This window comes from Thermoactinomyces sp. CICC 23799, assembly GCF_016055145.1.
GTDB classification, from domain to species: Bacteria; Bacillota; Bacilli; order Thermoactinomycetales; family Thermoactinomycetaceae; genus Thermoactinomyces; species Thermoactinomyces intermedius.
Window position 1 is genome coordinate 177,871 of the sequence record NZ_JAECVV010000008.1, and the last position, 23,961, is coordinate 201,831.

25 protein-coding genes and 1 pseudogene are annotated in these 23,961 nt (G+C 49.5%); 20 read left to right on the forward strand and 6 right to left on the reverse strand.

Going from position 1 to position 23,961, the window contains the following annotated elements:
* The first annotated feature begins 35 nt into the window (after positions 1-35).
* The 14 genes and pseudogenes from I8U21_RS15345 (at position 36) to I8U21_RS12165 (ending at position 13,000) form a co-directional block, all read left to right on the forward strand.
* Positions 36-197, forward strand: coding sequence for an Imm6 family immunity protein (locus I8U21_RS15345; RefSeq protein ID WP_370527087.1), 162 nt, complete (start codon positions 36-38; stop codon positions 195-197).
* Positions 198-412: 215 nt separating this feature from the next.
* Positions 413-1,651 carry an MFS transporter gene (locus I8U21_RS12105; protein ID WP_232333878.1) on the forward strand — a complete coding sequence of 413 codons (1,239 nt, stop codon included), beginning with the start codon at positions 413-415 and terminating at the stop codon, positions 1,649-1,651.
* 216 nt (positions 1,652-1,867) lie between these two features.
* Positions 1,868-2,371 (forward strand): Imm6 family immunity protein, encoded by a 504-nt coding sequence (locus tag I8U21_RS12110; protein ID WP_138615062.1) that lies wholly within the window; start codon positions 1,868-1,870, stop codon positions 2,369-2,371.
* A gap of 145 nt (positions 2,372-2,516) precedes the next feature.
* Positions 2,517-2,942 (forward strand): DUF2935 domain-containing protein, encoded by a 426-nt coding sequence (locus tag I8U21_RS12115; protein ID WP_181731888.1) that lies wholly within the window; start codon positions 2,517-2,519, stop codon positions 2,940-2,942.
* Between the two features lie 247 nt (positions 2,943-3,189).
* On the forward strand, positions 3,190-3,933 hold the full coding sequence (locus tag I8U21_RS12120; protein ID WP_138615216.1) for an SDR family NAD(P)-dependent oxidoreductase: 744 nt from the start codon (positions 3,190-3,192) through the stop codon (positions 3,931-3,933).
* 9 nt (positions 3,934-3,942) lie between these two features.
* Complete coding sequence (locus I8U21_RS12125; protein ID WP_198054004.1) at positions 3,943-5,055, forward strand: acyl-CoA dehydrogenase family protein; 1,113 nt, start codon at positions 3,943-3,945, stop codon at positions 5,053-5,055.
* 21 nt (positions 5,056-5,076) lie between these two features.
* Positions 5,077-5,523, forward strand: a complete 447-nt coding sequence (locus I8U21_RS12130; RefSeq protein ID WP_138615061.1) for a MaoC family dehydratase N-terminal domain-containing protein — start codon at positions 5,077-5,079, stop codon at positions 5,521-5,523.
* The gene (locus tag I8U21_RS12135; RefSeq protein WP_198054005.1) at positions 5,520-5,939 is read left to right on the forward strand and encodes a MaoC family dehydratase; all 420 of its coding nucleotides are present in this window, start codon (positions 5,520-5,522) and stop codon (positions 5,937-5,939) included. Before I8U21_RS12130 ends, I8U21_RS12135 begins: the two co-directional genes overlap by 4 nt.
* A gap of 26 nt (positions 5,940-5,965) precedes the next feature.
* Entirely contained in the window at positions 5,966-6,718 is a 753-nt protein-coding gene (locus I8U21_RS12140; protein ID WP_138615059.1) for an SDR family NAD(P)-dependent oxidoreductase, read from the forward strand.
* Positions 6,719-7,198, forward strand: a complete 480-nt coding sequence (locus tag I8U21_RS12145; RefSeq protein ID WP_138615058.1) for a PaaI family thioesterase — start codon at positions 6,719-6,721, stop codon at positions 7,196-7,198.
* A gap of 22 nt (positions 7,199-7,220) precedes the next feature.
* A complete protein-coding gene (locus I8U21_RS12150; protein ID WP_198054006.1) occupies positions 7,221-8,846 on the forward strand; it encodes a long-chain-fatty-acid--CoA ligase in 1,626 nt (541 codons plus the stop codon).
* Positions 8,846-10,038 (forward strand): annotated as a pseudogene (locus I8U21_RS12155) (acyl-CoA dehydrogenase family protein). The gene I8U21_RS12150 and the pseudogene I8U21_RS12155 overlap by 1 nt, the downstream one beginning before the upstream one ends.
* An 18-nt stretch (positions 10,039-10,056) precedes the next feature.
* Positions 10,057-11,199 (forward strand): acyl-CoA dehydrogenase family protein, encoded by a 1,143-nt coding sequence (locus tag I8U21_RS12160; protein WP_181732010.1) that lies wholly within the window; start codon positions 10,057-10,059, stop codon positions 11,197-11,199.
* Between the two features lie 115 nt (positions 11,200-11,314).
* Positions 11,315-13,000 carry a sigma-54 interaction domain-containing protein gene (locus I8U21_RS12165; protein ID WP_181731883.1) on the forward strand — a complete coding sequence of 562 codons (1,686 nt, stop codon included), beginning with the start codon at positions 11,315-11,317 and terminating at the stop codon, positions 12,998-13,000.
* Between the two features lie 58 nt (positions 13,001-13,058).
* Here I8U21_RS12165 and I8U21_RS12170 read toward each other — a convergent pair whose 3' ends face one another.
* Positions 13,059-14,261: an ornithine--oxo-acid transaminase gene (locus I8U21_RS12170; RefSeq protein ID WP_181731882.1), complete on the reverse strand. Its 1,203-nt coding sequence runs from the start codon at positions 14,259-14,261 to the stop codon at positions 13,059-13,061.
* A gap of 265 nt (positions 14,262-14,526) precedes the next feature.
* On the opposite strand from I8U21_RS12170, the gene I8U21_RS12175 reads away from it, so the two are divergent.
* Positions 14,527-15,954 (forward strand): sigma-54 interaction domain-containing protein, encoded by a 1,428-nt coding sequence (locus I8U21_RS12175; RefSeq protein ID WP_181731881.1) that lies wholly within the window; start codon positions 14,527-14,529, stop codon positions 15,952-15,954.
* Between the two features lie 325 nt (positions 15,955-16,279).
* Here the strand turns inward: I8U21_RS12175 and I8U21_RS12180 are convergent, their stop codons facing one another.
* Both I8U21_RS12180 and I8U21_RS12185 read right to left on the reverse strand, forming a co-directional pair.
* Positions 16,280-17,014: an arginase family protein gene (locus I8U21_RS12180; RefSeq protein ID WP_181731880.1), complete on the reverse strand. Its 735-nt coding sequence runs from the start codon at positions 17,012-17,014 to the stop codon at positions 16,280-16,282.
* A gap of 125 nt (positions 17,015-17,139) precedes the next feature.
* Positions 17,140-17,985: a DUF6612 family protein gene (locus I8U21_RS12185; protein ID WP_181731879.1), complete on the reverse strand. Its 846-nt coding sequence runs from the start codon at positions 17,983-17,985 to the stop codon at positions 17,140-17,142.
* Positions 17,986-18,209: 224 nt separating this feature from the next.
* On the opposite strand from I8U21_RS12185, the gene I8U21_RS12190 reads away from it, so the two are divergent.
* From I8U21_RS12190 to I8U21_RS12200, 3 genes are all read left to right on the forward strand, one after another.
* The gene (locus I8U21_RS12190; protein WP_181731878.1) at positions 18,210-18,896 is read left to right on the forward strand and encodes a class I SAM-dependent methyltransferase; all 687 of its coding nucleotides are present in this window, start codon (positions 18,210-18,212) and stop codon (positions 18,894-18,896) included.
* Between the two features lie 59 nt (positions 18,897-18,955).
* Entirely contained in the window at positions 18,956-19,777 is an 822-nt protein-coding gene (thiM, locus tag I8U21_RS12195; protein WP_181731877.1) for a hydroxyethylthiazole kinase, read from the forward strand.
* A 63-nt stretch (positions 19,778-19,840) separates the two neighbouring features.
* Positions 19,841-20,845, forward strand: a complete 1,005-nt coding sequence (locus I8U21_RS12200) for an LLM class flavin-dependent oxidoreductase (protein WP_181731876.1) — start codon at positions 19,841-19,843, stop codon at positions 20,843-20,845.
* Between the two features lie 34 nt (positions 20,846-20,879).
* Here the strand turns inward: I8U21_RS12200 and I8U21_RS12205 are convergent, their stop codons facing one another.
* Entirely contained in the window at positions 20,880-21,470 is a 591-nt protein-coding gene (locus I8U21_RS12205; RefSeq protein WP_181731875.1) for a superoxide dismutase family protein, read from the reverse strand.
* A 144-nt stretch (positions 21,471-21,614) separates the two neighbouring features.
* Here I8U21_RS12205 and rraA point away from each other — a divergent pair, with 144 nt between their 5' ends.
* Complete coding sequence (rraA, locus tag I8U21_RS12210) at positions 21,615-22,091, forward strand: ribonuclease E activity regulator RraA (RefSeq protein ID WP_037993650.1); 477 nt, start codon at positions 21,615-21,617, stop codon at positions 22,089-22,091.
* A gap of 212 nt (positions 22,092-22,303) precedes the next feature.
* Positions 22,304-22,666 carry a hypothetical protein gene (locus tag I8U21_RS12215; protein ID WP_198054007.1) on the forward strand — a complete coding sequence of 121 codons (363 nt, stop codon included), beginning with the start codon at positions 22,304-22,306 and terminating at the stop codon, positions 22,664-22,666.
* 130 nt (positions 22,667-22,796) lie between these two features.
* On the opposite strand, the gene I8U21_RS12220 is transcribed toward I8U21_RS12215, so the two are convergent.
* Both I8U21_RS12220 and I8U21_RS12225 read right to left on the reverse strand, forming a co-directional pair.
* Positions 22,797-23,012 (reverse strand): hypothetical protein, encoded by a 216-nt coding sequence (locus tag I8U21_RS12220; protein ID WP_181731873.1) that lies wholly within the window; start codon positions 23,010-23,012, stop codon positions 22,797-22,799.
* A gap of 462 nt (positions 23,013-23,474) precedes the next feature.
* A complete protein-coding gene (locus I8U21_RS12225) occupies positions 23,475-23,867 on the reverse strand; it encodes a hypothetical protein (protein ID WP_037993644.1) in 393 nt (130 codons plus the stop codon).
* Positions 23,868-23,961 lie beyond the last annotated feature (94 nt).

A 23,961-nucleotide genomic window follows, 5' to 3' on the forward strand; every position in this document is an offset into this window, starting at 1 on the left:
ATGATGCACAAACCGGGTTGGTTTGGTTTAGTCTCTTGGATGCCATTTGTTATACGACTTGGCGGGCTTTTCTTTATGAACGGAAAAAGAGTCTTCCCCAAACATTGGAGTTGGAAAGTGATGAAACGATTGATCAGTTTACGGACAAAGTGACGAAAATTAACGGATACCAAGAGCAATGGGCGGAACGTTTGTAACAATATCTTTTGCAAAATTATCCGTCCGGAAGTAACAACAAGATCCGGCGGGAAGAAATTATGCGCCAGATCTGACCTGATGAAAAACACACGGAGCTAGGAAGATCTGAGGCGGAAAACGGGACTTTCGGGATGTACCGGACTTTCTTTCTTGCGGTGGGTCCGATGTGAATCTTTTATTTTTGTCTCATCAAAAAACAAGGGGGCGAACCAAAATGAACACCCGTTTGCCTTTGCAACGGGAAACGATGGGATCTCAACAACCGGCTTATTATCGGTGGTTGATTTTGACGATTGCAACTTGGTCTCAAGCTTCTGCAACGTTGGTCACTTACGGAGTCGGGCCGCTGGCCGCGATTTGGCAGGAACAATGGGGATGGACCACTTCCCAGGCGGGGTTGTTGGTTTCTGCCGTCCAAATCGGCCCTTTATTGTCGATGCTCTTTATTGGCCATGCATTGGATCAATACGGGGAACGCTGGCTGATCAGTTTGGGTTCCGTTTTGTTGGGGCTTTCGTTTTTCTTTGTATCGTTCACGGAGAATTACTTCTTGTTGTTGGGATTACTCGGGATTGTCGGGATTTGGTATGGAACGGCCCAACCCGGGGGAAGCAAAGTGATTTTGCGCTGGTTCTCAGAAAGGGAAAGAGGCTTGGCCATGGGCATCCGGCAGGCCGGCATTCCCATCGGAGGGGCCATCGGCGGAATGTTGCTTCCGTACTTGTCTTTTCATTTCGGATGGAAAGCGGCGGTATATACCCAGGCGGCCCTTGCCATTTTCGGTGGTTTGTTGTTCCTGGTTTTATACCGGGATCCGCCTCTTCCGCGCCAAAGCCAAAACAACCGCAATGCACAATTCAAAGAAAAGATCAAAGAGATTGCCAAAAATAAAAAAACGTTTCCGGTTTTATGCACCGGGATCATCATGGTTTCTCTTCAGATGGTTTTGGTGGGACATTTGATGATCTTCTTCAGCAATGAGACCAATGTCGAACTGGTTCACGCGGGACAGCTGTTATCCGCGGCTTTGCTGAGCGGAATGGCAGGGAGGATCGTGCTGGCTTACATCAGTGACAAGTGGTGGGGCGGAAACAGGGAATACCCGCTTCATCTTTCCATCTGGGCATCCGTGTTGGGCGTCTCTGTTTTGATTTTCCTTCCCGCGTCATTGCCTGTGTGGGTTCTCTTTCTCTTGTCGGCATGGTTGGGCTTTTTTGGAATCGGTTGGTTCAGTTCCTTTCTCCTCGCAGTGGCTGAGCACGCCCCGCCCCAAGCAGACGGGTTGATGGTCAGCTATGCGCTCACACTCAACCAAGTGGCCATCATCCTGGCTCCGGCTGTTTTCGGGTTTATCGTGGATATGCAATCTTATTCCGTGGCTTGGTTGCTCATGGATTTGTTGCTGATCGGTAATGGATTGTTACTTTTAAAGAAAAGGACATTTGAAGGATAATTTGGTGCATGCCACTCAGATCAAAGCGGCTTTTTTATGACCATAAGTGGAGAGGGATCGTTTGCAACAATATCTGCTTCACAACCATCCGGCGGGAAGCAGGAAGAATCAAAAGGGAAGCACTGAGTGAAGTTGATGAATTGATTTTTGATATATTGATTCCTGCCCGCAGGTTTTTGCATAAATCAGAAATGAAAAGATAAACAGGTGATACCCATGAAATGGATTTCAAACGTTCATGATGACGCCGGGCCGGCTTATTTATTGGCTTTAACAGAAAAACTGATCAACCGGTTGAAAGGAACAAAGGGTTATCCGCAGTTGAAAAAGACGATTGGCATGTGTTGGGAATGGGTGGAGAAGAAAAAACACAGTGCGGATGATATTTATTTCGAGTTTGACAATGAAAATGACACGGGGGTGTCGATCTATCTTGAGCTGACCGATGATCCGCAAGAAGAGCAGATTTGGGTGTGTGCAATGTACGCCATTTGTTATACCATATGGCGGGCATATGATCACGCAAATGAAAAATACATTCCCCAACCCATTGAAATGGTTGATCATGACACGATTGATGAATTTATGAAGCAGATCAGACAAATCGACGGATACCAAGCGAAATGGACTGAGCGTTTGCAACAATATCTGCTTCACAACCATCCGGCGGGAAGTAACAAGAAAATCAAGAGAAATGAACTATTGAAGCACATCGATTAATACGAAACCGGGACAGTCTTTCCGGATAACGGGAAGGCTTTATTGATTTGAACGGGTCCGGGTTTGTGAGTGGTTTCAAAGCATATCTTTCTTTTTTCGGCATATATATTTACTTGCGACGGGGAGGAAAAAAGGAGGAGGTTTTGTGCAATTTTATTACGGGGAAAAAATGCCGCTTCGCATTCTGGATGAAGCCGAATTTTGGAAGCAGCAGGAGGCGGAACACACCGTTGTGATCAAGGAACTGGTCAAAAATTTGGAATCCCGGTATGTGGAGGCATTGAATGAGTGGGAAAAAGCTTTGACGGACACCCATCAGCTCGTTGTTCGCTGGATTGAGACGAAGATCCGGTTGCCCTGCAAAAAAAATCCGGAGTTGGAATACCGGGTGAAGCATTTGGTCCGGTTTTGCCTCCACCAAAGTGAGCAGTTTATCAAATTGTGCAGGATGATTCGCGACCAAAGCGCGGCTTTTCAAGGGAACAGGACAGCGCAAGTGGTGATGAATCATATTATTCGGGAATCGGAATATTTTATCGGGATCGCGCAAACGATCCTCTGGCGGTGTTAAACGGTTGAAGACTCCTGTCCCGGTGGGGGAACAGGGGTTTTTTTGTCGCGGAAAATAAGTCATTTTTGCTCATGCATAAATGACTGAACCAATGCAAAAACGACTTACGACATGAACCGGGTGGATCCACATGATTCCCAAACTCCCTGTCAACAAGCGGTTTCATGCCGGCGGATTGTACATTTATATTTGGCATAAAATTTGCAATTTAAAAAATAACGAGACATGGGACAAGGAGGGGGTTTTTTTGCGCTTTGCCGGAAAAGTGGCGGTTGTCACCGGTGCAGGAAGCGGGATAGGCGAAGCGATTGCCAAACGGTTGGCACAGGAAGAAGCATACGTGGTTCTGGTCGGCCGGACATTGAGCAAGTTGGAAAGGGTTGCCGGCGAAATCGGGGAGTCGCATGCGACCACGTACTCGGCTGATGTGACAAGTGAACAGGAAGTGAAGCGGCTTTCGGATTTTATTGAAGAAAAGTTTGGCCAGATCGATATACTCGTCAATAACGCCGGCAGTTCAAAACTGAATTTGTTGGAAAATATTTCGGTTGAAGAATGGGAAGAAGTGCAGGCAGCCAACCTGCGCAGTGTGTTTCTGGTCACCAAAGAATTGTCCAAACGGATGAAGGGCGGACAAAACCGGGCCATTGTCAATATTGCCTCCATTTCGGGAATGAAACCGGGGACGCTGTTTGCCCATTACTCCGCGGCCAAAGCCGGAGTGATCAATCTGACCCGTGCGTTTGCTTATGAGCTTTCCTCATACGGCATTCGTGTCAACTCGGTCAGCCCCGGATTTATTGAAACCCCGCTGATCGAAGACAGTTTGAATAACCCTGGTTTTGTCAAAACCATTGAGCGCCACACTGTTTTGAAACGGGTTGGGAAACCGGAGGAAGTGGCGGGGACCGTCGCCTTTTTGGTTTCCGATGATGCTTCGTACATCACCGGGGCGGACATTGTGGTCGACGGCGGCTGGCTGATTAAATAAGCGGTTGATTTGAAGGAGGCGGAACATGATCGATTTTATGAGACCGAGGAGTTTCCCTGGGAGATTGTCAAAAAGGCACACAAGCTGGGATTGACGACCTTTTCGTATCCCGAGGAATACGGCGGCGGAGGCATCGATGATCCGGTGACCAGCCTGCTGGTTTCCGAAGAACTGGCTTGGGGATGCGCCGGCATCGCGGTGGCCATCAACGGGTCGCATCTGCCCGCTGCCGCCATCATGGCCATGGGAACCACCGAACAGAAGAAAAAATGGATCCCGATGCTGTGTGATCCCGATCGTTGCTTGATCGGCGCCATGGGGCTGACGGAACCCGGAGCCGGTTCGGATGTTTCTTCCATTCAAACCACGGCCCGGCGGGAAGGCGATGTGTATGTATTAAACGGGACCAAACAGTTTATCACCAACGGGGGCATCGCGGACATCCACGTGGTGTTTGCCACTTTGGACCGGAGCAAAGGCTGGAAGGGCATCGCGGCGTTTCTCATTGATGACAAAAACACGCCGGGTTTTTCCATGGGACGCAAAGAAAAGAAGATGGGGGTCCGGGCGTCGCATACCGCCCAGATCATCCTGGAAGATGTGCGGGTTCCGGTTGAAAACCGGCTGGGCGGGGAACCGGGGGATCCGGAATATGTCCCGGGGTATGTCGGGGCTTTGAAAATGTTGGAGCACACCCGGCCGGGAGTGGCTGCCTCCGCCATCGGCATTGCCCGGGCGGCCTATGAATATGCCCTGCAGTACGCCAAGGAGCGAATCCAATTTAAAAAACCGATTATTGAGCATCAAGCCGTTGCCTTTAAACTGGCTGACATGGCGACCCGGATTGATGCCGCCCGGCTTTTGACCTGGAGGGCCGGTTGGATGCGGCATCGAAAGATTCCTTTTCACCGGGGCGAAGGTAGTATGGCGAAGTTGTTTGCCGGGGATGTCGCCGTGCAAACCACGATGGATGCCATTCAAATCCTCGGCGGCTATGGATACATCAAGGAGTATCCGGTGGAAAAATGGGCCCGGGACGCCAAGATCTATCAAATTTGGGAAGGAACGGCCGAAATCCAAAGACTCGTGATCTCCCGGGCCATTGCCAAACACGGGAAATGACGGTAAGGGAGGAAACGAAAAGTGGATGTGAATGCATTCCGGAAATGGGTGGGCAAAGAATCCGCCCCGGTCAAAAATGAAGTGGAAAAAGGCGCCATCCGCAAATTTGCCGAAGCAATCGGGGATCCCAACCCGCTGTATCATGATGAGGCGTATGCCCAAACCACACGCCACGGCCGGATCGTCGCACCGCCGACGTTTTGCCGGACGTTTGATTATGGCATGATTCCGGGGTTTTCTCTCAAGACGGACGGTCTCATTCACGGGGAACAACAGTTTGAATACTTCCGTCCTGTTTATGCAGGGGATGTGATTTACTGCTCGACGAAATTGGCGGATGTTTATGAAAAGCAAGGGAAATTGGGGAAGATGATCTTTTTGCTGTATGAGCAAAAAGGCGTGGATGAAGCGGGAGAGACGGTCTTTATTGCCCGGTCCAATGTGATTTACCGGGGACAGGAGGGATGAAGTTGCGGACATTTCAACTGGGGGATCCGATCGGCCCGTTCAAAAAACCGCCGGTCACCCGTACCCAGTTGGTGATGTATGCGGGAGCGTCGGGAGATTTCAACCCCATTCATTATGATGACGATTATGCCCGAAAATCCGGATTGGGCGGAGTGATTGCCCACGGCATGCTGACCATGGCCTTTGTCGGGCAAATGCTGACCAACCTGATCGGGACGGACGGGGATTTGAGAACATTCGGGGTCCGGTTTACGGGAATGGTTCGTCCGGGCGATGAGATCACCTGTGAAGGACGGGTGAAAGAAACGAGATGGGAAGAAGGAAAACAAGTGGTTTTATGCGACATTTGGGCATCGACGCAAAATGGGGACCGGGTTGTCACCGGCAAGGCGGAATTTTCCGTCCCGGCAGCGTGATTTTTTCAATAAGGAGTGGATGAAATATGAGATTGAAAGACCGTGTGGGGATTGTCACCGGATCGGGAAGAGGAATTGGTGCTGCAACGGCGATATGCCTGGCGGAAGAAGGAGCCAAGATCACCGTGACGGATGTGAATGCCGAAACCTGTGAAGAAACGGCGCAAAAAATTCGCGAAGCCGGAGGAGAAGCCATTGCGGTCCCTTGCGACATCACGAAACGGCAAGAAGTGGAAGACATGGTGCAAAAAACCGTGGACACGTTTGGCCGGTTGGACATCCTGGTGAATAATGCCGGGGTGATCCGCGATAATCTGGTCCATAAAATGACCGACGAAGATTGGGATATCGTCATGGATGTGCATCTGAAAGGAACCTTTTATGCATCCAGGGCGGCCCAACGGTTCATGGTGCCAAACCGCTACGGGAAAATTGTCAATTTCAGTTCCACTTCGGCGCTCGGCAACCGGGGACAATTGAATTACTCGACAGCAAAAGCGGGGATTCAAGGGTTCACCAAAACGCTGGCCATTGAACTTGGCAAATTTAACATCAATGTCAATGCCGTGGCCCCCGGTTTTATCGAAACGGACATGACCCGGCAAACGGCGGAAAGGATCGGGGTTCCCTTTGAAGATTTTAAAAAAGCGGCAGCACAAACCATTCCGCTGGGGCGAACAGGCAAACCCATTGACGTGGCCAATGCGGTCTTGTTCCTGGTGTCGGATGAAGCCAGTTTCATCACAGGGCAAGTGCTTTATGTCCGGGGTGGGGTTTGATTGAAACCGTCCATTTGGGAAGAGGTGCAAAAAAACGGCACCGGGATGGAAAAGCTGCTGCTTGAGCGGGTGAAACAGGCGATCTTAAACGTCCGGGAAAATGTCTCGACACATCTTCATGAAATGATTGGGTTCAAAGGGGAGTGGACATCCGAAAAAACGCTTCAATTTGAAACCGAAGTGACTCCGTTTTTGTGGAACCTGAATCAAGCCGTCCATGGCGGCGTGATTGCCTACATTGCGGATACGACGATGGGATCGTTGGTCTACTCCCGGCTGCCGCCGGGGAAAATGTCGGTGACTTCTGAAATGAAAATCAATTACATCCGTGCCGTGCACAAAGGGAGATTGAAAACACAGGCGGAGTTGTTGCATCTGGGCAAGCGGACGGCGGTGGCAGAGTGCAGGATTTATGACGGGGATGATCAGCTGGTCGCCGTCGCCAGCGCCTCTTTTGCCATCCTGGATCAGAAAATCTGATGCGAAAAAGGGGGAGACTTTGGTGGCCAAGGTAACCGTGGTGGGCGGGGTGAGTCATGCCAAAGGACAACCGTTTGCATACGAAAAGCTGTCTCTGCCGCAAATGTTTGACCGCACAGTGGAACGACACCCGGACCGGACCGCCGTTTATTTTTATGACCGGGAGATTTCCTACAAAATGTTACAAGACATGTCCAAGCGGGTTTCCGGAGCTTTGCGGGCCTGCGGGGTGAAAAAAGGGGACCGGGTCGGGATCATGTTGCCAAACTGTCCGCCTTATGTGATTTCTTTTTTTGGTGTCCTGCGGAGGGGAGCGGTCGTGGTTCAGATCAACCCGATGTATACCCGGCGGGAGTTGGAAGCCATTTTAACCGATTCCGGAGCGGACGTGTTGATTGTTTCCGGGGATTTGTATCCGCGTGTCCAAAACATAAATTCTTTCTCCCGGTTGAGAAAAGTGATCATCGTGGAAACGGATTCGTTCCGGTTGGAAAATCCGCTGTCCCACGAAGTTTCTTGGACAGCGTTTCTTCATGCGTCGGCACCGGTTACCGATGAACCGGTGGAACCGGAGCGGGACGTGGCGGTGTTTCAATATACCGGCGGAACCACGGGACGTTCGAAAGGCGCCATGCTGACCCATCAAAATCTGGTGGCGAACGTCCAGCAAATTCATGCGCATGCCAGAGAAAACCCCTTGACGGAGCAGGACAAAATTTTGACCGTGATCCCGCTCTTTCATGTGTACGGTATGACTTGCGCCATGAATTTAGGCTTTTTTCTCGGCAGTTCCCTGATTTTGCTGCCCCGGTTCGAACCGCTGGAAGTGCTGAAAACCATTCAAAAGCACCGCCCCGCTTATTTTCCCGGGGTGCCCACGATGTATGTCGCTTTAAACGCATATCCGGGAGCGGAAAAATACGGTGTGGATGCCATCCGGATCATCAACAGCGGATCGGCATCCCTGCCGGTTGAATTGATTCAGTCGTTTGAGAAAAAGACCGGTGCCGTGATGTATGAAGGTTACGGTTTGTCGGAAGCCTCCCCCACCACGCACAGCAACCCTCGATCCGGGCAGAGAAAGCCGGGAAGTGTGGGCATTCCCCTTCCGGGAACGGAAGCCAAAATTGTGGATCTGGAAACCGGAACCCGGACGGTAAAGATCGGGGAAACCGGGGAACTTGTGATCCGCGGGCCGCAAGTGATGAAAGGGTATTGGAACATGCCGGATGAAACCAAACAAACCCTTCGGAACGGCTGGCTTTATACCGGGGATATCGCCCGCATGGACGAAGACGGCTATTTTTACATCGTGGACCGGAAAAAAGATTTGATCATTGCCGGCGGATACAACATTTATCCGCGGGAAGTGGAAGAAGTGTTGTACACCCATCCGGCCGTACTGGAAGCGGCGGTGGTCGGGGTGCCGGATCCGTACCGCGGCGAGACGGTTAAAGCGTATTTGGTGTTCAAACCGGGGGCCAAAGCAACGATTCAAGAGTTGGAAGTGTTTTGCCGCAAACATCTGGCACCGTTTAAAGTGCCGAAACAGTTTGAAATCCGTTCCTCCCTTCCCAAAAATGCCGTCGGGAAAATATTACGCCGGGTGTTGAGGGATGAAGCGAAAAAAGGAGGGGACAACCCGTGATGAACTTTGCTTTGTCCGCGGAACAAAAGGCGGTTGCCGATTTGGTCCGGCGCTTTGTGGACCGGGAAATCCGGCCGTATATCCGGAAGTGGGATGCCGAAGGGCATTTTGAGCCAAAGATTTTGCAACGGCTGGCTGAATTGCAACTCATGGGGGTATGCATCCCGGAAAAGTACGGCGGTGCCGGAATGGATTACAATACGCTGGCCATCGTGTGTGAAGAGTTGGAACGGGGGGACATTGCTTTTCGCACCGCGGTTTCGGTTCACACCGGCTTAAACAGCCTGACGCTGTTGCAATGGGGCAATGAGGAGCAAAAAGAAAAGTATTTGACGCCCCAAGCCCGTGGCGGGAAGATCGGCGCTTTCGGTCTCACCGAGCCGGATGCCGGATCCGATGTGGCGGCAATTTCCACGACGGCCGTGAGAGACGGGGATGTTTACCGGTTGAACGGGCAAAAGACCTGGATTTCCTTATGCGATGTGGCGGATCATTTTCTGATTTTTGCCAAAACGGATCCTTCAAAAAAGCACAAGGGCATCAGTTGTTTTATCGTGGAACGCGATTTTGAGGGCGTCACGACCCGGGCCATTCAAGGGAAGTTGGGAATTCGCGCCGGCAATACCGGAGAAGTGTTTCTGGATGATGTCCGGGTTCCGGTGGAAAATCGCGTGGGGGAAGAGGGAGAAGGATTTAAGATTGCCATGTCGGCCCTGGACAACGGACGTTTCACGGTGGCCGCCGGAGCCTGCGGGTTGATCCGGGCGTGCCTGGAAGCCAGCGTCAAGTACTGCCATGAACGTAAAACCTTTGGCAAGGAAATCGGCCGCCATCAATTGGTCCAGCAATGATTGCCAAAATGTCCCGGAACCTGGACATTTCCCGCTTGCTGGTTTACCGGGCCGGATGGCTGAAAAACGAAGGAAAACGGAACACAAGGGAAACTTCAATGGCCAAGTGGTTCGCCTGTGATGCCGCTTTTGAGGCGGCCAATGATGCGGTCCAAATTCACGGGGCATATGGTTATTCCAATGAATATCCGGTCGAACGTTATCTCCGCAATGCCAAAGCGCCGGTGATTTATGAAGGAACCCGTGAAATCCACACCATCATGCAAGGGGAATATGCGCTTGGGTACCGGGTGGACCGGCCGTTAAACCGGAATTTGCCGGCTTGGCCTTTTGAAGACTGAGGAGGAGAGATGGTTCCCATGATCACCTTTCCGGATGAATTGAAACAGATTGCGAAAACGGTGAAGGATTTTGTGGAAAATGAAGTGGAGCCGTATGCCAACCGGATTGAAGAAGAGGATCAGGTTCCCGGCCATTTGCTGGAAAAAGCCAAACAGTTGGGGCTGTTCGGGCTGGGAATTCCCGAGGAGTACGGCGGGTTGGGGCTCGGGGTGACTGGCAAATGCCTGGTGTTGGAAAATCTGGGGCGCACCCATAACGGATTTGTTTCCATCATCGGTGCCCACACCGGAATTGGCAGTACCGGCATTGTCCGGTTGGGCAGCCGGTATTTAAAAGAAAAATATTTGCCGGATCTGGCCGCCGGTAATAAGTTGGCCGCCTTTGCCCTGACTGAACCGGAAGCCGGATCGGATGCCGCGGCCATCAAAACCCGGGCGGAGAAAAAAGGAGACCGGTGGATCTTAAACGGGATGAAACATTTTATCACCAACGGGCCCGATGCCGATCTTTTCACGGTGATTGCGGTGACCGATCCCGGCAAAGGAGTGAAGGGAGGTTTTACCGCTTTTGCGGTGGAAAAAAGTTTCCCCGGCTTGAAAATCGGAGCAGTCGACAAAAAAATGGGACTCCGGGGTTCGCACACGGCACAAATCTTCTTTGAAGATTGTGAGGTGCCGGAGGAAAATGTGATTGGCGAAGTGGGAACCGGGTATGTTTCCGCCTTGAAGATTTTGACGGAAGGGCGGTGCACCTTGGCGGCACGGGCTTACGGCTCCTGCCAAAAATTGATTGAGTTGGCCACGGAGTATATGAAACAAAGGGTGCAATTCGGCAGGCCCATCGCCGAAAACCAGGGGCTGCAGTGGATGCTGGCCGAAATGGCCACGGAAACCGAAGTGGGGCGGGCATTCAACTTCCACGTTGCAAAGAAGCTGGAAAACGGGGAAAAAGCGATCAAGGAAGCAGCCATGACCAAGTATTATGCCACCGAGACCTATAACCGGGTGGCGGATCGTGCCCTGCAAATTTTCGGCGGCGCCGGTTACATGAAGGAAACCGCTGTGGAACGGTATTACCGGGATGCGAGAATCACCAAAATTTATGAAGGGACCAATGAAATCCAAAAGAATATTATTGCCTCCCAACTGCTTGGGAAGTAGATTCGTTTGGGCTTACCGTCCGGATGTTCGGGCCGGTAAGTCTTTTTTACAGAGGAATATTCAAATTTAACAAATAATTATTAATAGATGACCTTTTTTGGGAAGGGGAGTCAAGATGGAAAAAGTCGGGGAGATTCAAGGAATGAAGAAGTTGGAAACGGGGATCGCCGTCTTTGACCGTGAGGGAAAAGCTTTGTATACGGACAAAAAGATTTTGCGGTGGTTGGAGGGGGCCGGACAAACGGAGCTGAAACAATGGGTTTTTGGGAAAAACACGTCTTTGCCCGCCAGCCGGATCATCAAGCACCAAGACCGGTATTTGCAAATGAATCTGTATTCCTGCCGGGGGATGGTCATCCTGGTTGTGGTCAATCTGACTGCGCTCAAAGAGATGGAGGAACAATTGGAGGAAGCCAAAGCCGTGCGGGATGAATTGGATGCCACGATTCAAAATTCCTATGATGCCATTTATATTGTGGATGCCAACGGCATTACCCGGAAAACCAACGATGCGATCGAACGGTTGACCGGCATTCCGAAGGAGTATTACATCGGCAAGGATATGCGCTATCTGGAGAAACGGGGGATTGTGAAAAAATCGGTTTCCTTTGAGGTGATGAAAAAGAAAAAGCCGGTCACCATGGTTCAGGAAACGGCCACGGGAAAAGTGTTGTTGATGACCGGAAGCCCGGTGTTTAATGAGGAAGGCGAAGTGATCCGGGTGGTGACCAATCTCCGCGATATCTCCGAATTAAACCGGTTGAAAGAAGAGTTGTCGCGACTTCGCAAGTTTCACGCCGGCGATGAACCGGTGGTCGTCGAAAGCCCGGAGATGAAGCAAGTGATGGAGCTGGCCGGACGCGTCGCCGAAACCGACACGACGGTGTTATTGCTCGGGGAATCCGGCGTGGGGAAAGAAGTGATCGCCCGCATGATTCACAAAAACAGCAAACGCTATGAAAAAGGCGCGTTTATTAAAGTCAATTGCGGGGCTATCCCGGAAGAGCTTTTGGAATCGGAGCTTTTCGGTTATGAATCCGGTGCGTTTACGGGAGCGAAAAAAGAAGGGAAAGCCGGTTTGTTTGAACTGGCCCATGAGGGAACTCTTTTTTTGGACGAGATCGGGGAAATGCCGGTCCGGTTGCAGGTCAAACTGCTCCGGGTTTTGCAAGATCAGGAATACCGCCGGCTGGGCGGGTTGAAAACGATCAAAGTGAATACAAGAATCATCGCCGCCACCAATCGTGATTTGAGAAAAATGGTGGCAGAGGGGAAATTCCGGGAAGATTTGTATTACCGCTTGTGCGTGGTGCCGATTGAGATTCCGCCGCTCAGGAAACGGCTGCAGGATATTGTGCCGATGATCCGTTTTTACATGGAGAAATACAACCGGAAATACCAAACCCATAAGCAAATGGCCGGGGAGACCATGCAAGTGTTGCAAAATTATCATTGGCCGGGAAATATCCGGGAATTGGCCAATTTGATTGAGCGGTTGCTGGTGACCACACCATCGGATGTGATCCTTCCGGAACATTTGCCTTTTTCATCCGGCGGCAAGCGGACGGGCCAAAACGAGTTCGCGGAAGCTGTGGAATGCTTGGATGCTGAAAAACTCGGCGGATTGAAAAAGGTCATGAAACAGATGGAACGGCAGATCATTTCTTCTGCCTTTCAGAAATACAACAGTTCTTATGAAGTGGCAAAAGCACTGAAAATCAGCCAGTCCACCGCGATCCGCAAAGCGTACCAATACGGGATCCGAAGCAAAAACAAAAACATCGGGAAGAAACGTTTATAATGAAAAAACTGCATGGAAGAAAACCGGTTCCATGCAGTTTTTGTGTTGGAAAAAATGATCAGCGGGCAAATACCGATTTGATTTTTTCGATCGCCCAGTCCAGCTCCTCTTTTTTGATCACCAGCGGTGGGGCGAAGCGAATCACATTTTCATGGGTTTCTTTGCAGAGCAATCCTTCTTCTTTTAATTTTTCACAATAAGGACGGGCCGCTTCATGCAGTTCAACACCGATGAAAAGGCCTCTGCCCCGGACTTCTTTGATCGCCGGATGGTCAATTTCTTTTAATTTGGATTGGAAATAGTCGCCGAGTTCCAATGAACGATCGGCCAATTTTTCCTCTGTGATCACATTGAGGGAAGCGATCGATACGGCGCAGGCAAGTGGGTTTCCGCCAAATGTGGAACCATGCGAACCCGGTTCAAAGACTCCCAGAATCTCCTCGTTGGCAACCACGCAAGAAATGGGCATCACGCCGCCGCCCAAGGCTTTCCCAAGGATGTAAACATCCGGAACCACGTCTTCCCAATCGCAGGCGAACATTTTGCCGGTCCGTCCGAGCCCGGTTTGGATTTCATCGGCCATAAATAAAACACGATGTGCTTTACAAACTTCATACGCTTCCTTTAAAAATCCATCCGGCGGGATGTTGATGCCGGCTTCTCCTTGGATCGGTTCAAACAGGAAGGCCGCCGTGTTTTCATGGATTGCTTCTTTTAACGCATCGATGTCGCCGTAGGGGATGAGCCGGATTCCGGGCAACATCGGGCCGAAACCACGTTGATAATCCGCTTCGGAGGACAACGAAACGGCGAGCATGGTCCGCCCGTGGAAGTTTCCGGTGCAGGCAATCACTTCCGCTTTGTCCGGTTCCACGCCTTTTTTCTCATAAGCCCATCTCCGGGCGGCTTTAAAGGCAGTTTCCACTGCTTCGGCTCCGGTGTTCATGGGCAGGGCCATGTCTTTTCCCGTCAGCTTGCAGATTTTTTCCAGCCACGGTCCCAGCTGGTCATTGTGAAACGCACGGGAAGTCAGGGTAACCCGGTCTGCCTGTTCTATCAAAGCCTGAATGATTTTCGGATGCCGGTGTCCCTGATTGACGGCGGAGTAAGCACTGAGCATATCCAAATATTTATTTCCATCCGGATCTTTTACCCAAACGCCTTCCGCTTCGGAGACAACGACCGGAAGCGGATGATAGTTGCGTGCTCCATAGCGGTTGGTTTGGTCAATGATTTGACCGGACCGGTTTGTCGTGGTCATGATGATCCCTCCAGTTTTTTGACTTGATTTTTCATGGGTGAGGAAAGTTTGATGGGATAAAAACGTTCGGTAAGAGAACAGAGCAAATTTCATGCCAGTCAGTTCGCCGGCCGGATGCCGCAGTTTTCCGTAAGATCGGGTGCAAACAAAGTTTGCGTGTGACAGGCATTTTACCCCAAAGTGCGCCAAGATATTTTGCATTGGCGAAAATCCGTTTATAATCAAAGTACATACTCCAGTACGACGGATGCGGGAGGCAAGGAAGATGAACGGTTCGCAAGGAAAGAAAGGTCTGTCTCCCAGACAGATGGATGCAATCTTTCAGCAATTGATCGATGACGTGGAGATTGGCATTCATGTGATCGACCGCAGTGGAAAGACCATCATTTACAATCAAAAAATGGCGGAAATTGAATCGATGAAGCGCGGAGACGTTCTCCATAAAAATGTTTTGGAGGTGTTTTCCTTTTCCCGTGATCAGGGAAGCACCTTGCTGGAAGCAGTCCGGACGGGCAAAGAAACCCGGCGAGTGAAACAGACATATTACAACAACAAGGGAAAAGAGATCACCACTATCAATGATACGTATCCGATCCGGGTTGACGGTGAAATCATCGCGGCAGTGGAAATGGCCAAAGACATCACCAAACTGGAACATGTCATGAAAGACAATGCATGGCGAAACAAAAACACCACCTACACGTTTGACCAAATTATCGGCCAAAGCGAAGCTATCCGCTTTGTCATCGAAGAAGCCAAAAGGGCGACCCGCACTTCTTCTTCGGTGCTGTTGGCGGGGGAAACCGGAACCGGAAAGGAACTGTTTGCGCAAAGCATCCACAATGGCAGTCCTCGCATGAAAGGGCCGTTCATTGCACAAAATTGCGCGGCGATCCCGCACAGCCTGGCGGAAAGCATCCTGTTTGGCACCAAAAAAGGAGCGTTTACCGGGGCGGTGGATCAGCCTGGTTTGTTTGAACAGGCCGATGGCGGAACCCTGCTGCTGGATGAGATCCATGCGTTGGATCCTTTGGTGCAGGCCAAATTGCTCCGGGCCATACAGGAAAAAACGATCCGCAGGGTTGGGGATACCCGGGATAAAAAGGTGGATGTGCGCATTCTTGCCACCATCAATGAAGATCCGGTCGATGCAGTGCACCACAACCGGTTGCGAAAAGACCTGTATTACCGTCTCAGTGTGGTGACGCTGTACATTCCGCCCTTGCGTGAACGAAAAGAAGACCTGGAACCGTTGGCACATCATTTTATCGACAAATACAATAAATGGTTCCATTTAAATGTCCGGGCGGTCAGCCCGGAAGCCTGGAAGATTTTTGTTCAGCATGACTGGCCGGGAAATGTGCGGGAATTGGAACATGTGATTGAAGGAGCGATGAACCGGATTGTGGATGAAACGGTGATGGATGTCTGCCATCTTCCGTTGCGGTTGAGAAAAAAATACGAGCATGTCCCCGAAGCGAACCGACCGGTTCCGGAACATTCCCACGGTTGGGTTCCGGAGTGGTTCCGCGGCCAAACCTTGCAGGAAAAAATGGAAGAGGCGGAAAAAAGGCTGATTCAAGAAGCCCTGAAAGAAAATGACGGAAATATCACCCGGACTGCAAAATCTCTTGGCATCTCCCGGCAGAGTTTGCAGTACCGGATGAAAAAGTACCATCTTACAACCGTTTAACGCGTTAAACGGAACCATCCCAAACCTTGCAGGCAGACGGGTCATCGTCCGGTTGCAAGGTTTTTTGTTTGTTCAAACTGGAAAAATTTATTTGACAAGTATAAAAGATTTGTGATTGACACGTGTGAAGGAGGATCAGCCAAAGTGATGGAATAAATGGAATTCCACTTGTCCCCATGACCACAAGAAACAACCACTGATCACGCCTTCTGATTGGCCGTTGCCGCAACCGTTGGCCAAAATGCAGAAAGCGGCTTGAGCGGGGATGATGAGGAATCAATAAAAAAAGCGCCCGGCCATCATTTGGTCTGGGCGCTTTTCAGCTTTAAGAGGACAAGATTTGCTGAAGGATGGATAAATTGGCTGTTTCATTTCGTTTCAGTTCGTTTCGGTGAGACCAAACTTCAGCCGGGGAAACGGGAAGTTCACCACAGACGTCCACGCCGAGAACTTTTTTCCGGCAGGCGAGTCGGCCAAGGGCTGCCAGCAAATCCGCCAACCGCATGTTTCCCTGGTCCCAGTTCGTAATTGCGTCGGCACGGTCCAGGACATCTTTGTCAATACTGATATAGATGTCCTCGGTTGGAATGGCCGATACGAGTTGATCCCATTGCCGGTTCAGCCACAGCACGATTTTGTTTTTCAACCGGGACGGAAACGCTTTGGACTTTGAACAGGTCCCTACCAAAAAAACCTTTTGGAGAAAAGGTAAATTTCCGAGCGCTTCCGCGACCCAGGAACCACAAGAAAGCAACTTGCTTCCCATAAGCGGCTGACTGTCGGTATGGTTGTCAAACAAGACAAGAGTAAACGGTTGGTGGAATTTTTGCAAAAACAGATAAGTGACATAATGGTGATTCCCGTTTCCGATAAAGGTGATGCCCCGGCCGGTTTTTTCAGGAATCCGTTCCGTTAACTTTTGCCATGCTTGTCCGGAACAATAGAGGTTGGTTCCGGGGATATCTTGAAGTTCAATCCATTGATTGGCGACACGGGAAAGTTGAGGTTGCTCCCGATACGTATTGTCAAAATTTAAAAGTGTGACTTCTCTCAGTTCCATCAATATCATTTCCTTTCTGAATAAAAAAAGAAATGAAGTACAGAACCAAGTGAAAGTTGTATACCCTTCCGGACGGGGATCCAAACATCAATGACGAAAAAACCAACCGCAAAGCGGTTGGTTTTTTAAATTTGTCTGGCGCTGTTTTTTATATCAGCGGGCACTTCGATTTTACCGTTGTATTCACCTTTTAAATTCATTTCCATTTGTTGTTCCAGTTTGAAGGTATCTTGGTCATTGGTAACCAGGATATGCATTTCTTGCAGGGTCTTGGTTTGTTTGAAGTTGTTTTTGTCGATATAAATCTTTTGATTCAATTTCTCAAACTTCATATTTTGCAATTTGGACGGGTCGAAGCCCGAGCTTTGCAGGCCTCGAATGACTTGATCTTTCATCATGCTCTCAAATGATTGGCCGTCTTGTTTCAAGGCCGTAAAATCAATGGACAGAACGTATTGGTTGCCTTCTTCATTTAAGGAAACGCCGGCGGGAAGAGCATTTCCACCCAATTTTTCAAACAGTTGCTCCACCTGTTTGATGCCTGACATTGGATCCTGGGAGGCATCCATGGCGGAGGTGTCCACGGTGGTTTTCACCCAACCCATTTGCGGGATTTTGTTGTAAAGGGCGTTGTCGGCAAGGAACATCTCAATTTCTTCCGACGCACCGCTGGATTCGGTTTTTCCTTTTAAGTGTAAGGCCACCGGATTCATGGTGACATCAATGGTGGAAGTGGTGCGGGTTTTGATGGCTTGCGACACATCGCCGGAGGCTACCGTAATGGTTTGATTCGTTTTGACATCGTATGTATGCCCGCCTTTTTCCATGGTTTGCATGGATTTATCAATCACTTGGGTGGGAGTGAGTTTGGGTTGATCTGCGGCCGTTTCGTTTTCTTTGCCGCCGCAACCCGTCAAGAGAAGGGCCCCCGAAAGGGTCATGACTGAAAATAATTTCCACAAACTTCGCATAACACTTTGACTCCTTTGCTTCCGTAATCTATGTAATATTTTAGCATAAATTAAATTTTTTATATATAATAATTATGTCTGAAACGTAAAATTTAAAAAATATTTGCCATAAAATGAAATATTTCGTGATGGAAAAAGAAGCAAAAATTGACGCATTTTTTATTTTACCCGGATAAGGCGAAAATTGCAAACAATTGTTCGTTTGCGAAGAAAGGGGAATGAAGATGCCGGATCATGACGTGATTTATCAAGAACAAGCTTCCATGTATGACCGGTTGATTTCCAAACAAAAAAGCGTGATCCCTTTTCTTGAAAAAATCCATTCAGGAAAAGGAGCCGATATTGTGGACATAGGGGCCGGGACCGGAAGGCTGACCGTGCCGCTGGCAAAAGTTGCCCGCAGTATCGTGGCCTTGGATGAATCAGCCGGGATGCTGGCTGTGACGGCAGAAAAGCTGAAAGCGGAGGGACTGGATCATTGGCAGGTGCAGGTGGCCGATCATCGCCGCCTTCCGGTGGAAGATGACCAAGCCGATTTGGTGGTGGCCGGATGGAGCATCTGTTATCTGGCCAGTTCCAATCATCCGACATGGAGAAAAAATTTAAGCCAAATCATCGGGGAGATCCGGCGTGTCTTGAAACCGGGGGGGACCGTCGTCATTTTTGAAACGATGGGAACCGCCACCGAAGAACCGGATCCTCCGGATTTTTTACGCCGGTATTACCGGGCTCTGGAAGAAGAATACGGTTTTTCCCATTCGGTCATCCGCACTGATTACACATTCCGGGATCTGGACGAAGCGGAAGAATTGACACGCTTTTTCTTTGGCGATGAAGTGGCGGACAAAGTGAGAAAAAACGGCTGTGTGCAAGTGCCCGAATGGGCGGGCGTATGGTGGCGGTCATGGTGAGCCGGTGATACGGAATCAAGGGTTTCGTGATAAAATAAACATAGTCTGTTCATGAAGGGATGAGTTGCATGGAAATGATCGACGCAGATCTGTTAAACAGGATCCGCAGCCAAAAACCCTTGATTCACAATATCACCAACGTGGTGGTGACGGCATTTACAGCTAACGGGTTGCTTGCATTGGGAGCATCCCCTGTCATGGCTTATGCCAAGGAAGAGGTGGCTGACATGGCCAAGCTCTCGCAAGCGCTCGTTTTAAATATCGGCACGCTTCAAACCGACGTGGTGGAAGCCATGATCATTGCCGGCAAATCAGCCAACCGGCACGGGGTTCCGGTCATCTTTGACCCCGTTGGCGTGGGCAGCACCCCCTACCGGCTGGAAATGGCGCAAAAAATTTTGTCGGAAGTAAACGTTTCGGTGATCCGGGGAAACGCCGGGGAGATTTCCGGATTGACCGGTCAGACCGGATTGACCAAAGGCGTGGATGCGCAGGAGGAAGAAACCGCCGGTTTGGTGGAAAATGCAGACGCATGCGCAAAATCCTTCAAAGCGGTGGTGGCAATGACCGGCAAGGAAGATCTCATCACGGACGGATCCACTCATTATTTGGTGCAAAACGGCCATCCTTTATTGATGAAAGTAACCGGCACGGGTTGCCTGCTTTCTTCTGTATTGGGAGCCTTTACCGCAGTGGGGGCAAACCATTTACAGGCCGTCGTCACCGGTGTCGCCGCCTATGGGGTGGCAGGCGAATTGGCGGCTGAAGAAACAGGAGAAAAGGGCCCCGGATCTTTCCAAACGGCCTTTTTGGATCAACTGCATTGGGTTACTGACAAAGATTTGCAATCAATGGCCCGGGTGCAAAAGGTCAATCCGTAGCAGAACACACCCTGCAACAGTCTCCGTCCGGAGATGAACCACCAATGGAAAGGATGTCCGTTTATGTTATTAAGTGTTTTGGACCAATCCCCGATCCCTGAGGGGAAAAATGCCGTGGAAGCTTTGGCGGATACGACCCGGTTTGCCCAAGAAACCGAAAAAATGGGTTATCATCGCTTTTGGGTGTCCGAACACCACTTTACCCAAAGCTTGGCCGGATCGAGCCCGGAAGTTTTGATCAGCCATTTGGCGGCCAAAACTTCCCGCATGCGGATCGGTTCCGGAGGCGTGATGCTTCCGCACTACAGCCCGTATAAAGTGGCAGAAAATTTCAAGGTGTTGGAGGCACTTTATCCCAACCGGATTGACTTGGGGGTGGGAAGAGCACCGGGTGGCATGCCGCTGGCGACCCGCGCCCTGCAGGAAGGCAAGGAAACGTTGGGACATGACACATATCCGGAGCAATTGAAAGACCTGATCATTTATCTGTATGATTTGGCGGAGGAAAATGAAAAGTTCCCCGGCCTGTTGGCCACCCCGCAAATCGAAACGGCTCCGGAACTGTGGTTGTTGGGCTCCAGCGGAGGTAGTGCGTCGCTGGCTGCCGAATACGGGGCAGGTTATTCGTTTGCCCAGTTTATCAACGGAGCCGGCGGGGAAGAAGTGACCCGCTATTACCGCGAGCATTTCCGACCTTCCCGGATCAACCAAAAACCGCGGACAATGGTCTCCATTTTTGCGGTGTGCGGCGAAACGGAGGAAGAAGCGGAAAAACTGGCTAGCTCGCTCGATTTGTCCTTGCTCTTGATTGAGAAAGGAGAAGCCCGGGGCGGAATTCCTTCTGTGGAAACGGCATTAAATTATCCCTATGACGCGTTTGACCGGTTCCGCATCAAAGAAAACCGCAAACGGGTGGTTGTTGGCGATCCCGCTCATGTCAAGGAAAAAATTCTCCGGCTGAGCGAAGCGTATCAAGCCGATGAGGTGATGCTGGTTTCCATCATGCATGACTTTGAAGCCAAGCTGAAATCTTACCGGTTGATCGCCGAAGCGTTTGACATGATCTGAAAAACAGAAGGCAGGGCACTCACCGCCCTGCCTGTTATTTTGTTTCTTCGATGACACCACAAGCGATCCGGTCCCCGGCATTTCCGGCAGGATCCGACTTCAGGTCATCGGCTTTTTCATGAATCACCAGGGCGGTTCCCCCGCTTTTCAGCAGCGAATGGGATGCTTCCGGATTCAGCGTCACGCCGTCCACAGTCAAGGTGACATCCACTTTTCCGTCCGGATTCACGGTGATGTTGTCCAAATCCCCGGCATGGGCTCCTTCCGGGTTTTCTTTTCCGTGTTTTTTGCCTTTCGGATTAAAATGTCCGCCGGCCGATTCGAAATCCGGCGCTTCGCATTGGCCGGTTTCATGGATATGGAAGCCATGTTCGCCGGGAGCCAGGTGATTTGCCGTGAGATGAATTCGCACGCCATGTTCATCCTCTGTGATTCTCGCTTGTCCCACGGAATGGCCCTCACCATTGGTCAGATTGGCCACCGCTTTAAGCAGAGGGGTTCCTTCCGGCGTTTTTTCTTTCGTTGCATGGGGATCCCCGGGAGCCGTGGCATCTTCGCTCGGGGAGCATCCCAAGCTTCCCGCCGTCAGCAACACGAGCATGGAAAAAAGAGACAAGAAGCGCATGGTGGCATTCCTCCTGAAAGAAGGATTTCCCTCATTATTCAAATAATTCAATGATTTGTCAAGGATTCCCGGGGAGAAGGGGGGAAGGGGACTCATTGGGATTGGATATTTTTATATAATAGAACTGAAAGGAGCGGATAAGTGGTGAAAACAGCGGATTTATGTGATCATTATTCGTCACTGGGTGTGTGTGAAAACATTTTTTTGAATTTTGGAAAGAAAAAGCGGTTTAACGGCCCGATTCATACGGTGAAAGTGTTTGAAGACAATGTACTGGTCAAAGAAGCTTTACAAACCGTTCCCTCCGGTGCCGTGTTGGTCGTCGACGGAGGCGGTTCCAACCGCTGCGCTTTGATGGGGGACCGGCTGGCTACAATCGCCGTGGAGCGGAACCTGGCCGGCGTCATCATCAACGGTTGCATTCGCGATTCAGCCGAAATCAATGAAATGGATCTCGGCGTTCGGGCCCTTGGCACCTGCCCCGTCAAAAGCAAGAAAGAAGGAAAAGGCAAGCGGGACATCACCGTCTCCTTCGCCGGCGTTCACTGGAAACCAGGCTGGTATGCTTACGCCGATGAAGATGGCATTGTGCTCTCGGACAAGCCCTTGACCTTGGACTGAAAAATGGTCGTCGACCCCCGGCGGAAAAGAAATCCCGGGGGTCAAATGATACGGAATATTCCTGCAATATTCTCAAGGTGATTGAAAAAACTTAATATGTCTTCCTTGTCATTTCAGAAGGATTGACCGCAAAAAAACAAAGGATCCGGTTGCCTTGGGGCTTCCTTTCAGTTTTTGATTGCGGAAAAATGGTCTCAGAGGAGGGCGAAATCATGCAAGGGAAACGATCCGATCGTCTTTGGCTGGGAATTTGCGCTGTCATCATTATCTTTTCAGGTGTTTTGGAAGCAATGAACAACGGGATGGATGCTCTTTTGCCCTTGTCATTGGGGGTGTCTGTTGTTCTTTATGTATTTTCTAATCTGGATATCAGAAAGAATGATGAAAGAACTCAGTTGATCAAAGGCAAGAGTGGATTTTTGGCTTATGCAATCGGTCTGATCAGTGTCGGGGTTGTATATGCTTCTTCAAGAGCGAATCTTATTGATACCGAATCCGGTGTTTTGATTGCTTTGTCCATTTTTATGATTTCTTATCCTTTGTGTCTGGTTGTGTACAGCCGCTTAAATGAATGAGATGGCAAAGATACCTGTGATTCAATTCTGAAATCCATCGGATTTTCTTTTCCTGTGTTCTTTAAATTCAAATAGTTTGACGAAAATGTAGACCAGTAAAGAGGATATCGTTGAGTTATCCGGGCTGTCCTCAAAGACGGTCTGTTACATAAGAGACCGCCAGCCCGTAAGTAAAGAAACCACATGAGCTGTAAAGAAAGGAAAGAACAAATAACATTTCAACATCATCGTTGTCTAAAGGATAAGAGGCATCAGAAAAAATGATGATATATAAAAACTTATAGTAAACAGCAAATGACAAAGCGGCAAAAAATAATGCCAACAACCTTTTTCCGAAACCGATCATAAGAATCCTCTTTGTTTTTGGTATAAATATTATATAGAATATAGAGAATATTAACAAAGAAAAGATTTTAAAGAGTGTACATAAGCGAAAAGGGGATGCTCAATATTTCATAACCTAAAAAAACAGATTTCCTTGGGTTCTTTTTGTCGCAGTAAGTCTTTCCTTTTCACTCGCCAATTCTTCAGTGATCTCCCCGGGAGATCGTTTCTGGACCGTGGTTTTCTTCTAACACTGGCTCAGGTTCAACCGGGATCGAAAAAGAGCAAAGTCAATCATGGATTATTCAATCGGCCTTCCAGCCGGAGGATCCCCCGCTGTATAATTGTCGCTTGCATTGTATTTTCACCTTTTCCTATATTCTATTTTACCAATAAGAAATTATTTTCTGGATATTTATGATGGATTGTTGCTTTCTAAGTACTATCCACATAGATTAAGGTGTGGAAGTGTTTGAATGACAAATCAACTTTTCCGATTCTCTTGAAATTCAAAGAGTTTCACACAAACAAATACAAATAAAGCAGCGGTTGTTGAGAAATATCCAATCCAATGGGTTGTATCGATTTGTAAAATCCACCGGTCAGCCATCCATCCAAACAAACTGTAGCAGAGCAATGCAATCCCGTGTTTCCACGGGTTCTGAACTGAATGCAAAAGCCGGTCGGTTACATAAGAGACTGCCAGTCCGTAAGTAAAGATTCCGCAACCGCCATATATAAAAGAGAAAACGAACATTGTTTCAACCGTCGAACTGTCTAAAGCAGGATCATCGATGATACCGAGAAACATATAATATATGGCAAATAACAAAGTGGCAAAAAATAATGCCAGCAACCTTTTTCCGAAACTGATCATGGGAATCTCCTTTGTATTTTATACAAAAATTATATTAAAAATATATAATATTAACAATATAAATGAAAAGGCTCTTCCTGATCTTGGACGTGAA